Source organism: Streptomyces humicola (assembly GCF_024436035.1).
Taxonomy (GTDB): Bacteria; Actinomycetota; Actinomycetes; order Streptomycetales; family Streptomycetaceae; genus Streptantibioticus_B; species Streptantibioticus_B humicola.
The window spans coordinates 253,579-266,953 of the sequence record NZ_JANFNG010000002.1; the positions used below are offsets into that span (position 1 = coordinate 253,579).

Genomic DNA, 13,375 nt, shown 5'->3' on the forward strand with positions numbered 1-13,375 from the left:
TGCGTCGAGACCGCCCAGCCGAGGTGGCGGATGCTCGCCGTACGCGACTCCAGGGCTCCCACCGGCCCCGCGCTACTCTTCCCCGCGGCCGAATGGCCCGGTTCGTCGGCGCGCTCCGTACGGGGCATCCGCTCAGCTCCGCGGCGCCGTGCGGACGATCGTCTCGAGCGCCTCGGCGATCTGCTCGTCGGTGAGGTCCGCGCGCGCCGACAGGCGCAGCCGCGAGATCCCGTCGGGGACGGACGGCGGACGGAAGCAGCCGACCGCGACCCCTGCCGCGCGGCACTCCGCCGCCCAGTGCACCGCCGCCTCGGGCCCGGGCGCGCGCACCGACAGCACGCATGCATCGGGTGCCACGGCGTCGAGTCCGGCGTCGGTCAGCCCCCAGTGCAGGCGGTGCGCGGCCTCGCGGGCGCTCGCCGCCCGGTCGGGCTCCCGACGCAGCAGCCGCAGGCTCGCGAGCGCTCCCCCGACGACCGCGGGCGCCAGGCCGGTGTCGAAGATGAACGTCCGTGCGGAGTTGACCAGGTGTTCGATCACCGGCGCCGGGCCGAGCACGGCACCGCCCTGGCTGCCGAGCGACTTCGACAGCGTGACGGTGCAGACCAGGCCGCGCGCTCCGGCGAGCCCTGCGGCGTCGGCCGAACCGCGTCCTCCCTCGCCGAGTACGCCGAGACCGTGCGCATCGTCGACGAGCAGGGCCGCGCCCGGCTCCCGGCAGACGGCGGCCAGCCGGGCGAGCGGGGCGCAGTCGCCGTCGACGGAGAAGACCGAGTCGGTGACGACGAGCGCGGGTCCGTCGTGCGCACCGAGCTCCTTGGCCACCGCCTCGGGATCGCGGTGCGGTACGACGGTGGTCTCGGCGCGCGAGAGCCGGCAGCCGTCGATGAGCGAGGCGTGATTGCCGGCGTCCGAGACGATCAGCGTCCCGGCGGCCGTCAGGGCCGTGACGGCGGCGAGGTTGGCCGCGTAGCCGGTGGCGAAGACCAGCGCCGCCTCGAAGCCGCAGAAGGCGGCGAGTTCGGCTTCCAGTTCGGTGTGCAGCTCGGTGGTCCCGGTGACCAGGCGCGATCCGGTGGACCCCGCGCCCCAGCGCAGCGCGGCGTCGGCGGCGGCCCGGGTGACTTCGGGGTGGTGGGCGAGACCCAGGTAGTCGTTGCTTGCGAGGTCGAGCACGTCGGCGTCAGCGGGCCGCGGGCGCAGCTCCCGTACCAGGCCGGCACGGAGGCGGGCCGCGGCACGGTCGCCGATCCACTCGAACGGGTCGCGGGTCATGGCCATCCTGGTGCGTCGGCGGGAAAAGGTCCGGTAGCAACCTAACCATCGCGTTCGCATCACCGTGTGTGGCGATCCACACACCCTGATCGGCGTGTGTTGTGCGGTCCGCCATTGGCCCGGGGCCATGCCGTGAGCGAGGATCTGCGCCATGGACCTGCTGAAGACGCTGGTGGACAAGGGGCTGCGGCGCGAATTGCCGACCCGCCAGGAGGCGCTGGCCGTGCTGGCGACCTCTGACGACGATCTGCTCGATGTGGTGGCCGCGGCGGGGAAGGTGCGTCGCCGGTGGTTCGGCAAACGGGTGAAGCTCAACTACCTGGTCAACCTGAAGTCCGGGCTGTGCCCCGAGGACTGCTCGTACTGTTCGCAGCGGCTGGGCTCCGAGGCCGGGATCCTGAAGTACACCTGGCTGAAGCCGGACGAGGCGGCGGCCGCCGCTGGCGCGGGTGTGGCCGGCGGCGCCAAGCGGGTCTGCCTGGTGGCCAGCGGGCGCGGGCCGACCGACCGGGACGTCGACCGGGTCTCGCAGACCATCGAGGCGATCAAGAGCCGGCATGAGGGCGTCGAGGTGTGCGCATGCCTGGGCCTGCTCTCCGACGGGCAGGCGGACCGGCTGCGTGCGGCGGGCGCGGACGCCTACAACCACAACCTGAACACCTCCGAGGCGACCTACGGCGACATCTGCACCACGCACGACTTCTCCGACCGGGTCTCCACCGTCCAGCAGGCGCAAGCAGCCGGCCTTTCCGCCTGCTCCGGGCTGATCGCCGGCATGGGCGAGTCCGACGAGGATCTGGTGGACGTCGTCTTCGCCCTGCGCGAACTCGACCCCGACTCGGTCCCGGTGAACTTCCTCATCCCCTTCGAGGGCACACCGCTGGCGGGCGAATGGCAGCTCACTCCCCAGCGGTGCCTGCGAATCCTGGCGATGGTGCGGTTCGCCTGCCCGGACGTGGAGGTGCGGCTCGCCGGAGGACGCGAGATCCACCTGCGCACGCTCCAGCCGCTCGCCCTGCACCTGGCCAACTCCATCTTCCTCGGCGACTATCTGACCAGCGAGGGCCAGGCGGGCAAGGCGGATCTGGAGATGATCGCGGACGCCGGGTTCGAGGTGGAGGGCGCGGGCACCACGACGCTTCCGGAGCACCGCGCCGGCGCCGGCGGCTGCGGTTCGCATGCCGCCGGCGGCTGCGAGCCGTGCGGAGGCGAGTCCGCCGGGGCGGCCGGGACTGCGTCCGAGGCCCCCGACGCCCGTACCGATCTGGTCGCTGTGCGCCGCCGCGGTGCCGGCACCGACCTGCCGCCCAATGCCTGAGCGGGACACCGTCGGCCGGCTCCTCGCGCTCGACCGGCAGCACGTCTGGCACCCGTACGGTCCGATGCCTGGCCGCACCGCTCCCCTGCTCGTGGAGTCGGCGAGCGGTGTGCGGCTGCGGATCGCCAAACCCGGCGGGGACCGCACCGAGCTGGTGGACGGGATGTCGTCGTGGTGGTCGGCGATCCACGGCTACAACCACCCGGTGCTCAACGAGGCCGCCCGCGGCCAGTTGGAGCGCATGAGCCATGTGATGTTCGGCGGGCTCACCCACGAGCCCGCCGTGCGGCTCGCCGAGCGCCTCGTCGAGATCACCCCCGAGCCGCTGCGGCATGTCTTCCTCGCGGATTCCGGTTCGGTCTCGGTCGAGGTCGCCGTCAAGATGTGCCTGCAGTACTGGCGTTCGCGTGGACTCCCCGGCAAGCGGCGGCTGATGACGTGGCGCGGCGGCTACCACGGGGACACCTGGCAGCCGATGTCGGTCTGCGACCCGGACGGCGGCATGCACCACCTGTGGTCGGGTGCACTGCCCGTGCAGGTCTTCGCCGACGCCCCGCCCGCCGGCTTCGACGCGGCGCCGGATCCGGCGTACGCCGCGCATCTGCGGGAAACGGTCGCCCGCCACGCTGACGAGCTGGCTGCGGTGATCGTCGAGCCCGTGGTGCAGGGTGCGGGCGGTATGCGGTTCCACTCCCCCGGACTGTTGCGGGTGCTGCGCGAGGCGTGCGACGAGCACGACGTGCTGCTGGTCCTCGACGAGATCGCCACCGGATTCGGGCGCACGGGAGCGCTGTTCGCGGCCGGGCACGCCGGGATCGCGCCTGACGTGATGTGTGTCGGCAAGGCGCTCACCGGCGGGTATCTGACGATGGCGGCCGCTTTGTGCACCACGCGCGTGGCGGAGGGCATTTCGCGCGGCGAGGTGCCAGTGCTCGCGCACGGCCCGACGTTCATGGGCAATCCGCTCGCCTCGGCGGTGGCCCTCGCCTCGATCGATCTGCTCCTCGGCCAGGAATGGCAGCTGGAGGTCAAGCGGGTCGAGGCCGGGCTGCGCGAAGGGCTCGCGCCCGCGACGGGCATCGCGGGGGTGCGGGACGTCCGCGTGCTCGGCGCGATCGGCGTCGTCCAGCTGGACCACGAAGTGGACATGGCGGCGGCGACCCGCGCCGCTGTGCGCGCGGGCGTGTGGCTGCGGCCGTTCCGTGATCTGGTGTACACCATGCCGCCCTACGTCACCGGGGACGACGACGTGGCCAGGATCTGCCGCGCGGTGCTAGCGGCAGCGCGTGAGGGCTGAGGGAAGGCGGTGCACGAGATGCCGGTACTCGTCGTGACGGGGACGGGGACCGAGGTCGGCAAGACGGTGACGACAGCCGCAATCGCGGCCGCGGCACTGTGCCGCGGCCGCACTGTGGCAGTGCTCAAACCCGCCCAGACGGGGGTGCGCGCCGGTGAGCCCGGTGACACCGCCGAGGCGGCGCGGCTCGCCGGCCCGCTCACGACGGCCGAACTCGCCCGCTACCCAGAGCCGTTGGCCCCGGCGACCGCCGCCCGGCGTGCCGCGATGCCGCAGATCGGGGCGGAGGCGGTGGCCGAAGCCGCGGAGAAGCTCGCCGCTGGTCACGATCTGGTGCTGGTCGAGGGCGCGGGCGGGCTGCTCGTGCGCTTCGACGACCGGGGCGCGACGCTGGCGGATGCGGCGGCGCTACTGGGCGCGCCCGTGCTCGTCGTTGCGCCGGCCGGTCTCGGGACGCTCAACGCGACCGAGTTGACCGTGCGTGAGCTGCGGCGGCGGGGCCTGACGTGTCCGGGCGTGGTGGTGGGCAGCTGGCCGCGCGAGCCCGATCTCGCCGCCCGCTGCAACGTCGCCGACCTGCCCGGCACCGCCGGGGTGCCGCTGCTGGGGGCGGTTCCGGAGGGCGCGGGCCGCCTTGCGCCGTCCGCCTTCCGCCGCGCGGCACCCGATTGGGTCGCCGCTGAACTGGGTGGCAGCTGGGACGCGGGCGCATTCGCTGCCGCCGCGGTTTGATGCGCCTGCCCGGCGGGACAATCCTCACTGAGGGCGGTCACCGACAGGCCACCATCAGGTCATCGACGAAGGGGGCAGCGGCGTGAACAGACAGGCGAGCGCCCCGCGGGACGCCGTGCACCATCCGGTTTTCGCCCGCTTCTACAGCAGGATCGCGCCCGTCATGGACGAGCGGGCGGGCGTGGCGGCATTGCGCCGGGAGCTGCTGGCCGGGCTCTCCGGGCGGGTGATCGAGATCGGCGCCGGTACGGGGCTGAACTTCCCGCACTACCCGCGTGAGGTCTGCGAGGTGGTGGCGATCGAGCCGGACCGCCATCTGCGCCGGCTGGCGCTGGATGCCGCGTGCCGTGCCGGTCTGCCGGTGGATGTGGTGCCGGGTACCGCCGAGGGCCTCCCGGTCAAGAGCGAGGCCTTCGACGGCGCGGTGGCGTGCCTGGTGCTGTGTTCGGTACGGGATCAGCGGCGCGCCCTCGCGGAGCTGCACCGGGTGCTGAAGCCGGGTGGTGAACTGCGGATCTTCGAGCACGTCCGGGCGCCTTCGGCCGCTGCCGCGGTGGTCCAGTGGGCGGTGGACCACACGTGCTGGCCCTTGCTGATGGGCGGTTGCCACACCGGTCGTGACACGGTCGCGAACGTCGAGGCGGCGGGGTTCGGCATGGAGACGCTGCGACGGCTGCGGATCCCGCAGGGGCGGCTGCCGGTGCCGAGCGCCACGCATGTGCTGGCCACGGTGCGACGACCGGGCTGAGCCCTGTCCGGCAGCGTGCTCAGCCGGCGCTCCAGGTGCGCAGCTCGTCGGCGATCCGGCCGACGTCCGCCGTGCCGTCCTTCACCAGCCGGGCCAGATCCCGTACTTGCTCGGGCGAGGTGACGACCTTCAGCCCGCTTGCGACGAGATAGGCGTAGGCGACGGCGGTGGCGAACAGTGCGTTGGAGCGCTCCAACGCGGGGATGTGGACGAGCAGTTGGAGGAGCGCGGCAGCGCGCAGCTGCGGGTCGGGGTAGACGGGGGTGCCGAAGATCTCACCCTGGTGACGTGCGACGGCGGCCAGCAACGCGCCCCAGTCGGTGACCTGCGGGTCTCCGGGCGTGTTGCGTTCGGCGACCATGAGGAGCCAAGCGAGGTCGATGGTGAGGTTCACAGGATCAACGGCGGCCTTCTCGCTCCGCGCCGAACTCCTCGGCGAAGACGCTTTCGTACTGCTTCATGAAGTCGGCGGCGGCCTGGACGAACGTCCTGCCGCTCTCGCCCTGGTCGCCGAGGACGAGTTCCTCGATGTAGCGGTTGACGCTGATCCCGCGCTGGGACGCCCGCGCACGGGCGGTCTCCGCGGTGGCCTCGTCCACCCTCACGTTCAGCTGCGTTTTCGCCATGACATAAAGCTAGCGCTTATCCGCTAGCATCGGCAAGGGCGGGCACCAGCCGGTTGTGCGGGTCCGCCGGGCCGCGGGCCGCTCGGGCGACGGCGGGATCGGGGGTGAGCTTGAGGAAGGCGCCGGTGCCGTCGGCACGCAGGCATGCGATCACGCGCGAAGTGCCGCTGCCGAGCTGCTCGCCGGGCGTAAGCGGCCAGCGGTCGGCGAGCGACGCCACCCGCTGCGGCGGCGTGTCGCACCACTCGTGCGCCGAGACGCCGAATCGCAGCACCTGCCGGTCGCGTGCGGCCTGCGGCACCATGAGCCCATCCATGGCCGCCGAGGCTACGGGACGACGGGAGCGGCAGTGCTCAGGGAAGATGGGGGCGGCAAACCGGAACCCTCAGGAGGCTTGCATGGCACGGCAGTTCAGGTTCGGGATCAACTTCCTCGAAGCGGCGTCCGGTCACGAATGGGCGAAGAAGTGCCGTTATGCCGAGTCGCTCGGTTACGACGTTCTCCTCGTGCCCGACCACCTGGGGTGGCCCGCTCCGTTCCCGTCGCTGATCGCCGCGGCCCAGGCCACCGAGCGGCCCCGGGTGGGCACTTTCGTCCTCAACGCCGGCTTCTGGAACCCCGCGCTGCTCGCCCGCGAGGTGACGACCGCGGACCGGCTCTCCGGGGGCCGTCTCGAAGTCGGTCTCGGCACCGGCTATGTGCGCTCCGAGTTCGAGGACGCCGGGATACCGTTCGGCACTCCCGGCAGCCGCGTCGATCATCTGGAGCACACCGTCGCAGAGCTGGACCGGCTGCTCACGGATCCCGAGTACGAACCGCGCCCGGAGCAGAGCCCCAAGCCGCCGCTACTGGTCGGCGGCAACGGCAAGCGGGTGCTGCGGCTGGCGGCGCGCCACGCGCAGATCGCCGCGTTCACCGGTGCCGAGCAGGCACCGGGACAACCCGCCGGGACGATGCGCCTGCTGAGCGCGGAGACGATCGCCGAACGGGTCGCGGCCTTCGGCGAGTACACCCGCGGTCGCGCGGTTCTGCCGGAGCTGAACATCCTCGTCCAGCGCGTGGCGGTGACCGACGACCCGCAGGCGGCGGCGCACAAGCTGCAGCCGTACGCGCCGCACCTGACGGAGGAGCAGATCCTGCAGGTGCCGACCCTGCTGGTCGGAACGGTGCGCGAGATCGCCGAGCGGCTGCGGGCCAACCGCGAGCGCTTCGGCTTCACCTACGTCACCGTGCTGGAGCCGTCGATGGAGGAGATGGCCCCGGTGATCGCTGAGCTTCGCAGGCAGGACGGTGAGTAATCCGCTGGACCGGGGCAGGGCCCGCTGGTTTGCTGACGACCATGGCTGATGTCGCGATACGTACCGCTGTGCCCGCCGACGTGGACGCCCTGCTCGCCTTCTGGCATGAGGCGGCGGAGGGCACGAGCATCAGCGACGACGGGGACGGCGTCGCGCGGCTGATCGAACGCGATGCGGAGGCGGTGCTGCTGGCCGAGCGCGACGGTGTGCTCGTCGGCACGGTGATCGCCGGGTTCGACGGCTGGCGCTGCCATCTGTACCGCCTCGCAGTACACCCGGATGCGCGGCGTCAAGGCATCGCCTCGTATCTGCTCGAAGCCGCCGAGCGGCGCTTCGTCGCGCTCGGCGGACGCCGCGGGGACGCGATGGTGCTCGACCGCAACGAGCGGGCGCATCACGCCTGGCGTGCGGCGGGGTATGCGCCCGAGCCGCAGTGGAGCCGCTGGACCAAGCTGCTCGCCCGCTGAGCGTCCGCCCACACTTTGCTCATCCTTTACTATTGGTGTTTCCGTACCCGACCGCGGCCGCTGCGCGTGCCGCCCGCCCCTGCCCGATCATGGCAGCGAGGTGTCCCCCGATGATCGAAGTGCTGCTGCTGTTCCTCGCCCTGGCCCTCGCGCTGGCCTGCGGCGTCTTCGTGGCCGCCGAATTCTCGCTGACCACCGTGGACCGGGGGATCCTGGCCCGGGCGGCGGAGAACGGCGAGCGGGGCGCGGACAGCGCGCTGAAGGCGGTGCGGGGCCTGACCTTCCAGCTCTCCGGCGCACAGCTCGGCATCACCGTCACCGGCCTGATCATCGGCATGCTCGCCGAGCCATCGGTGGCCAAGCTGCTCACCGGTCCGCTGCGGGCCGCCGGTCTCGGCTCAGCGGCGTCCTCCATCGCACTGGTGCTGGGCACGGCGCTGTCCTCGGTGGTGCTGATGGTCGTCGGCGAGCTGGTGCCGAAGAACTGGGCGATCTCCCGTCCGCTGCCGGTCGCCAAGGCGGTCGCCACGCCGCAGCGTGCCTTCAGTGCGGCCTTCCGTCCGCTGATCGGCCACCTCAACGGTGCCGCCAACCGGGTGCTGCGGCGCATCGGCGTCGAGCCGACCGAGGAACTGGCCTCGGCCCGAAGCCCCGAGGAGCTCCAAGCACTGGCCAAGCACTCCGCGAAGGAGGGCGCGCTGGAGGCGGACACCGCCGAGCTGTTCATCCGCAGCCTGAACCTGGCCGAGCTGACCGCGGAGAACGTGATGACGCCGCGCGTTCAGGTCACGGCGCTCGACGCGCGCGCGACCGCGGCCGACGTCGCCGACGCCACCCGCCGGACGGGGCTCTCCCGTTTCCCCGTCCACCGCGGCGGCCTCGACACGGTGGTGGGGGTGGTGCACATCAAGGACGTGCTCGCCGTCCCGGCGGACCTGCGCGACCGCCGGCCCGTCACCGAGCTGATGAAGGAGCCGCTCCTGGTCCCGGAGTCGCTCACCGTCGACCGGCTCCTCGACCGGCTCTCCGGCGAGCAGAGCATGGCCGTGGTCATCGACGAATACGGCGGCACGGCGGGCGTCGTGACGCTGGAGGACATCGTCGAGGAGGTCGTCGGCGAGGTGCGCGACGAGCACGACCCGCATGAGACGCCGGACCTTGCGTACCTGCGCGTGACCGGCGACGGCCGCACGGTCTACGAGGTGGACGGCGCGACCCGCATCGACCAGGCGGAGGCGGTGGGGCTGCGCGTGCCGGAGGGGCCGTACGAGACGCTCGCCGGCCTGGTGGCCACGCTGCTCGGCCGCATCCCCGTGACGGGCGACACCGTGGAGGTGGGCGGGTGGCTGCTCGAAGTGGCCGACGATACCGGCCACCGCGCCGCACGGTTGCTGATCACCTCGCCGCCGCCCGGGCCGGAGGGTGACGAGCAGGACGACGAACAAGACGAGGAACGGGATGGCGGCGGGGTCGCCGGAGGTGCCACGGGAGCGGCGCGATGACCGTTCTCCAGCTGTGCATCGGCGCACTGACGCTGGTCGCCAACGCGTTCTTCGTGGGCGCCGAATTCGCCCTCGTCTCGGTGCGCCGCAGCCAGATCGAGCCGCTCGCCGAGGACGGGGACAGGCGGGCGCGCAGCGTGGTGTGGGGCCTGGAGCACCTCTCCGCGCTGATGGCGACGGCGCAGCTGGGCATCACCGTGTGCACGCTGGTGCTCGGCGCCGTCGCGGAACCTGCCTTCGCGCACCTTCTGGAGCCGCTCTTCCACGCGACGCACGTGCCCGGCGGTCTGGTGCATCCGGTCGCGTTCGTGATCGCGCTGGCCGCGGCCACGTACCTGCACATGCTCTTCGGTGAGATGGTGCCCAAGAACATCGCGCTGGCCGAGCCGGCGCGCACCGCACTCGCCCTGGGGCCTCCTCTCGTGGCGCTCACCCACGCGCTGCGGCCGGTGGTCTTCGCGGTCAACGCCTCCGCCGACGCGCTGCTGCGGCTGCTGCACGTGGAGCCGAAGGGCGAGGTGGCCGCGGCGTTCTCGGATACCGAGCTGGCCCGCATGGTCACCGACGCCGGGCAGGCCGGGCTGCTCGACGAGCGGGCGGCCGAGCGGCTGCAGGACGCCCTGGAGCTGGGACGCAGGCCGGTCGGCGAGGTCGTGCGGCCTGCGGAGCAGGTGGTGTACGCGCCGCTCGGGATCACCCCGGACGGGCTGGAGCGGCTCGCCGCGTCCTCGGGCTTCTCGCGCTTCCCGGTCGCCGACGCATCGGGCCGCGTGCTGGGGTACCTGCACGTCAAGGACGCGCTGGACGCCGTACCCCGCCAGGAGCCCTTCGCCGCCTCGGCGCTGCGTCCGATCACCCGGGTGCGGGCCACGATGCCGCTCGACGACGTGCTCACCGCGATGCGGCGGGGACGGGCGCATCTGGCCGCGGTGGTCGGCGCGGACGGCCGCGCGGTCGGTCTTGTGACGATGGAGGACGTGCTGCGGGAGCTGGTGGGCCACGCGCCGGCGAGCACCTGACCCGGCGTGCGGTGAGGCTCCCTGCGGTGAGGGGCGGAAGGGCTCCGGATAGGATCGCGGCGCCATGCGATCTGACGCCAATGCCCCGCTCACCAGCTTCGTCGCCGTCGGCGACTCCTTCACCGAGGGAATGTCGGACGACCTGCCCGACGGCAGTTGCCGTGGCTGGGCCGATCTCCTGGCGAGTCGTCTCGCCGAGCTCTCCCCCGGCTTCCGCTACGCGAATCTGGCGGTGCGCGGCAAGCTGATCGGGCAGATCGTGGAGGAGCAGACGCACGTCGCGGCGACGATGGGCGCGGATCTGGTGACCCTGGTTGGCGGCCTCAACGACGTGCTGCGGCCCAAGTGCGACGTGGAGCTGGTCTGCGAGCGGCTGGAGGAAGCCGTGATCAGGCTTGCTCCCGGTTGCCGACAGCTCGTGCTGATGCGCAGCCCCGCGCGGCGCGGGCCGGTGGCGACGCGGTTCCTGCCCCGGATGGAACAGCTCTTCACCCATGTCGACGCGCTCGCCGCACGCCACGGCGCAGTGGTCGTGGACCTGTTCGGGGCCGAGGTGCTCGGCGACCGGCGGCTGTGGGCGGACGACCGGCTGCATCTGAACGCGGAGGGGCACCAGCGGGTGGCCGAGGCCGTGTGGCAGGCACTGGGTCTGCCGCCGCAGTACGACTGGGACGAGCCGTTGCCGCCGGATGTGCCGCCGGGGTGGGCAGCGCGCCGCGTCGCCGATGTGAGGTTCACCCGTCGGCATCTGCTGCCGTGGGTCGGCAGGCGGCTGACCGGCCGCTCCTCCGGGGACGGCCGGACAGGCGCGCAGTTTAGCGCTGAGCTGGGCAAAGCCTTCTGGGTCACCCCTGCGGACCACACAAACCCCGGCTCTGTGACGGACTGGCGACAGGTGGGGCCCTAGCCCGGAGCCCCGCCCGTCGGCCGCACGGGGCAACGGGGTGGAGGCCTGCAGCCGCCGTAGGCGGCGCGGCTCCAACCAGCCGCGATTGACCGCGTCGTACATCGCGCCGTGCCCACGCCGGTGCCCGGCTGTGAGTGTCAGCTCGACCAGCGCGACGTCACCGGGCCGTCCGAGCACAGCACCGCGTCGGTGAGCTCGAAGAGCGCATCCGCCCGGATGTAGAGGCAGCCGTGGAACTGGACACGAAAGCGGGGCAGCATGCCCAGCGTGGCGTCAGCGGACTGTTCAGGGGCGAGACTCTTCACCAGCGGCCGTTCTTTCACGCGATGTTGCTCGACACCTCGAAGCGAACGGCCGTCCTGCTGCCTCAGGAAACGAACCAAGATCAGCAGGTCAGGTGAACCGGCGAGGTCCAACAACAAGCTGATGTCTGGCTCTGGTGTGCGGGCGAGGCCTGGGCCCGGTCGTTTGGGTGGTGTGATCGCCGTCGCTGTGCATATTCGTGTGGCCCTTTAGAGTCGTTCCGGCTTTCTTCGATGGCGTCGGCGCGCCCTTGACTGCGTGCGCCGTCTGGCGCCCGATGTGACACAAGCGGGATCCACCGCGTGGCGAGGGAGCCGTGCCTCGAGGAGGAACGTTCATGCAGCCCCGGAGGATCGGCGCCGTCGCCGCAACAGCAGTGGCGCTGGTGGCAGCCCGCGACCTTGTCCAGAAGCGGCACGCACTGCTGCGGAACTTCCCCGTGATCGGGCACGCCCGGTACCTGCTGGAGACGATCGGGCCGGAGCTGAGGCAGTACATCGTGACCTCCAACGAGGAGGAGCGCCCATTCAGCCGTGACCAGCGCACCTGGATCTACGCGTCGGCGAAGGAGGAGAACAACTACTTCGGGTTCGGCACCGAGGTCGACGTCGAGCACGTCCAGGGGCACGCCTACCTGAAGCAGCGCACCTTCGCCGGCGCTCTGCCCGACGCGCACGACCCGCAGGCGCCGCTGCCCTCGGCCAAGGTGCTGGGCGGGCCGCGCGGGCGCGCCAAGGCCTTCCGGCCGGCGAGCGTCGTGAACATCTCTGCGATGAGCTTCGGCTCGCTCTCCGGCGCGGCCATAACGGCGCTCAACAAGGGAGCGGCGCTGGCCGGCACGATGCACAACACCGGCGAGGGCGGCCTGTCGCCGTACCACCGCAACGGTGGCGGCTTGGTGCTGCAGATCGGCACCTCGTACTTCGGCTGCCGCAACGAGGACGGCAGCTTCAACCTCGACAAGCTCAAGGACGTGGTCGCGAGCGCCCCCGTCAAGGCGATCGAGATCAAGCTCTCCCAGGGTGCCAAGCCGGGCCTGGGCGGGATGCTGCCGGGCGCCAAGGTGACCCCGGAGATCGCCGAGATCCGCGGCATCCCCGTCGGCAAGGACTGCGCCTCCCCGTCGCGGCACACCGCGTTCAGCGATGTCGACTCGATGCTCGATTTCGTCGAGCTGCTCGCCACCGAGACCGGTCTGCCGGTCGGGGTCAAGAGCGCGGTGGGCGAGCTGGGCTTCTGGCAGGAGCTGGCCGCGCTGATGGCGCGTGGTGACCGTGGCGTCGACTTCGTGACCGTCGACGGCAGCGAGGGCGGCACCGGAGCGGCGCCGCGGATCTTCGCCGACTCGGTGTCGTTGCCGTTCCGGATGGGTTTCTCCCGGGTCTACGGCACTTTCGCCGAGCTCGGGCTCACCGACGAGCTGACCTTCATCGGCTCCGGCAAGCTCGGCCTGCCCGAGAACGCCGCGGTCGCCTTCGCCCTGGGCGCCGACATGATCAACGTGGCCCGTGAGGCGATGCTGTCGATCGGCTGCATCCAGTCGCAAAAGTGCCACACCGACAAGTGCCCCACCGGCATCGCCACCCAGAACCAGTGGCTGGCCCGCGGCCTGGACCCGACCTCGAAGGCTACCCGGGCCGCTGTCTACCTGCGCACACTGCGCAGGGAGCTGATGAAGGTCTCGTCGGCTGTCGGCCTCGCCCACCCGGGACTCATCACCGCGGACGACGTCGAGATCATGAACGGCGACTACGAGGCCCGCACCCTGGCCGGCGTCTACGGCTACAAGGACGGCTGGGGCGAGCTCGGCCCGCACCTTGCCAAGGAGATCACCGAGCTGCTCGTCGGCGCGCCGACCTCCACGAACACCCGGCCGGAGTGAT

The 13,375-nt window shown here is 71.9% G+C and carries 14 protein-coding genes and 1 pseudogene; 10 read left to right on the plus strand and 5 right to left on the minus strand.

The window, feature by feature from the left end; all coding sequences use genetic code 11:
- Positions 1-132: 132 nt before the first annotated feature.
- A complete protein-coding gene (locus tag NGB36_RS04620; protein ID WP_255918746.1) occupies positions 133-1,275 on the minus strand; it encodes an 8-amino-7-oxononanoate synthase in 1,143 nt (380 codons plus the stop codon).
- Positions 1,276-1,426: 151 nt separating this feature from the next.
- Between NGB36_RS04620 and bioB the strand changes: the two genes are divergently transcribed.
- The 4 genes from bioB to NGB36_RS04640 all read left to right on the plus strand — a co-directional run bounded on the left by bioB (position 1,427) and on the right by NGB36_RS04640 (position 5,370).
- Entirely contained in the window at positions 1,427-2,593 is a 1,167-nt protein-coding gene (gene bioB, locus NGB36_RS04625; protein WP_255918747.1) for a biotin synthase BioB, read from the plus strand.
- Entirely contained in the window at positions 2,586-3,890 is a 1,305-nt protein-coding gene (locus NGB36_RS04630) for an adenosylmethionine--8-amino-7-oxononanoate transaminase (protein ID WP_255918748.1), read from the plus strand. The genes bioB and NGB36_RS04630 overlap by 8 nt, the downstream gene beginning before the upstream one ends.
- Before the next feature lie 18 nt (positions 3,891-3,908).
- Positions 3,909-4,622: a dethiobiotin synthase gene (gene bioD / locus NGB36_RS04635; RefSeq protein WP_255918749.1), complete on the plus strand. Its 714-nt coding sequence runs from the start codon at positions 3,909-3,911 to the stop codon at positions 4,620-4,622.
- An 82-nt stretch (positions 4,623-4,704) separates the two neighbouring features.
- Positions 4,705-5,370: a class I SAM-dependent methyltransferase gene (locus NGB36_RS04640; protein ID WP_255918750.1), complete on the plus strand. Its 666-nt coding sequence runs from the start codon at positions 4,705-4,707 to the stop codon at positions 5,368-5,370.
- Between the two features lie 19 nt (positions 5,371-5,389).
- Here NGB36_RS04640 and NGB36_RS04645 read toward each other — a convergent pair whose 3' ends face one another.
- From NGB36_RS04645 to NGB36_RS04655, 3 genes are read right to left on the minus strand one after another with little or no spacing between them, the layout of a single operon-like run.
- The gene (locus tag NGB36_RS04645) at positions 5,390-5,764 is read right to left on the minus strand and encodes a fic family toxin-antitoxin system, toxin component (RefSeq protein WP_255918751.1); all 375 of its coding nucleotides are present in this window, start codon (positions 5,762-5,764) and stop codon (positions 5,390-5,392) included.
- A gap of 4 nt (positions 5,765-5,768) precedes the next feature.
- Positions 5,769-5,996 carry a toxin-antitoxin system HicB family antitoxin gene (locus NGB36_RS04650; RefSeq protein ID WP_255918752.1) on the minus strand — a complete coding sequence of 76 codons (228 nt, stop codon included), beginning with the start codon at positions 5,994-5,996 and terminating at the stop codon, positions 5,769-5,771.
- A gap of 16 nt (positions 5,997-6,012) precedes the next feature.
- Positions 6,013-6,312 (minus strand): hypothetical protein, encoded by a 300-nt coding sequence (locus NGB36_RS04655; RefSeq protein ID WP_255918753.1) that lies wholly within the window; start codon positions 6,310-6,312, stop codon positions 6,013-6,015.
- Between the two features lie 82 nt (positions 6,313-6,394).
- Between NGB36_RS04655 and NGB36_RS04660 the strand changes: the two genes are divergently transcribed.
- From NGB36_RS04660 to NGB36_RS04680, 5 genes are all read left to right on the plus strand, one after another.
- A complete protein-coding gene (locus NGB36_RS04660; RefSeq protein WP_255918754.1) occupies positions 6,395-7,294 on the plus strand; it encodes an LLM class F420-dependent oxidoreductase in 900 nt (299 codons plus the stop codon).
- Between the two features lie 41 nt (positions 7,295-7,335).
- A complete protein-coding gene (locus NGB36_RS04665) occupies positions 7,336-7,761 on the plus strand; it encodes a GNAT family N-acetyltransferase (protein WP_255918755.1) in 426 nt (141 codons plus the stop codon).
- A gap of 110 nt (positions 7,762-7,871) precedes the next feature.
- The gene (locus tag NGB36_RS04670; protein WP_255918756.1) at positions 7,872-9,263 is read left to right on the plus strand and encodes a hemolysin family protein; all 1,392 of its coding nucleotides are present in this window, start codon (positions 7,872-7,874) and stop codon (positions 9,261-9,263) included.
- On the plus strand, positions 9,260-10,282 hold the full coding sequence (locus NGB36_RS04675) for a hemolysin family protein (protein WP_255918757.1): 1,023 nt from the start codon (positions 9,260-9,262) through the stop codon (positions 10,280-10,282). The genes NGB36_RS04670 and NGB36_RS04675 overlap by 4 nt, the downstream gene beginning before the upstream one ends.
- A 64-nt stretch (positions 10,283-10,346) precedes the next feature.
- Entirely contained in the window at positions 10,347-11,189 is an 843-nt protein-coding gene (locus NGB36_RS04680; RefSeq protein WP_255918758.1) for an SGNH/GDSL hydrolase family protein, read from the plus strand.
- 9 nt (positions 11,190-11,198) lie between these two features.
- Here NGB36_RS04680 and NGB36_RS04685 read toward each other — a convergent pair.
- Positions 11,199-11,449 (minus strand): annotated as a pseudogene (locus tag NGB36_RS04685) (transposase); the annotation flags it as partial.
- 380 nt (positions 11,450-11,829) lie between these two features.
- Between NGB36_RS04685 and NGB36_RS04690 the strand changes: the two are divergent.
- Positions 11,830-13,374, plus strand: a complete 1,545-nt coding sequence (locus NGB36_RS04690; protein WP_255918759.1) for an FMN-binding glutamate synthase family protein — start codon at positions 11,830-11,832, stop codon at positions 13,372-13,374.
- Position 13,375 lies beyond the last annotated feature (1 nt).

Excerpts from the sequence above, each read along its gene's own strand:
- NGB36_RS04690 (WP_255918759.1), top strand. The coding sequence starts at position 11,830 with ATGCAGCCCCGGAGGATCGGCGCCGTCGCCGCAACAGCAGTGGCGCTG.
- NGB36_RS04665 (WP_255918755.1), top strand. The coding sequence starts at position 7,336 with ATGGCTGATGTCGCGATACGTACCGCTGTGCCCGCCGACGTGGACGCC.
- bioB (WP_255918747.1), top strand. The coding sequence starts at position 1,427 with ATGGACCTGCTGAAGACGCTGGTGGACAAGGGGCTGCGGCGCGAATTG.
- bioD (WP_255918749.1), top strand. The coding sequence starts at position 3,909 with ATGCCGGTACTCGTCGTGACGGGGACGGGGACCGAGGTCGGCAAGACG.
- NGB36_RS04660 (WP_255918754.1), top strand. The coding sequence starts at position 6,395 with ATGGCACGGCAGTTCAGGTTCGGGATCAACTTCCTCGAAGCGGCGTCC.
- NGB36_RS04650 (WP_255918752.1), bottom strand. The coding sequence starts at position 5,996 with ATGGCGAAAACGCAGCTGAACGTGAGGGTGGACGAGGCCACCGCGGAG.
- NGB36_RS04620 (WP_255918746.1), bottom strand. The coding sequence starts at position 1,275 with ATGACCCGCGACCCGTTCGAGTGGATCGGCGACCGTGCCGCGGCCCGC.
- NGB36_RS04655 (WP_255918753.1), bottom strand. The coding sequence starts at position 6,312 with ATGGATGGGCTCATGGTGCCGCAGGCCGCACGCGACCGGCAGGTGCTG.
- NGB36_RS04675 (WP_255918757.1), top strand. The coding sequence starts at position 9,260 with ATGACCGTTCTCCAGCTGTGCATCGGCGCACTGACGCTGGTCGCCAAC.
- NGB36_RS04630 (WP_255918748.1), top strand. The coding sequence starts at position 2,586 with ATGCCTGAGCGGGACACCGTCGGCCGGCTCCTCGCGCTCGACCGGCAG.
- NGB36_RS04680 (WP_255918758.1), top strand. The coding sequence starts at position 10,347 with ATGCGATCTGACGCCAATGCCCCGCTCACCAGCTTCGTCGCCGTCGGC.
- NGB36_RS04670 (WP_255918756.1), top strand. The coding sequence starts at position 7,872 with ATGATCGAAGTGCTGCTGCTGTTCCTCGCCCTGGCCCTCGCGCTGGCC.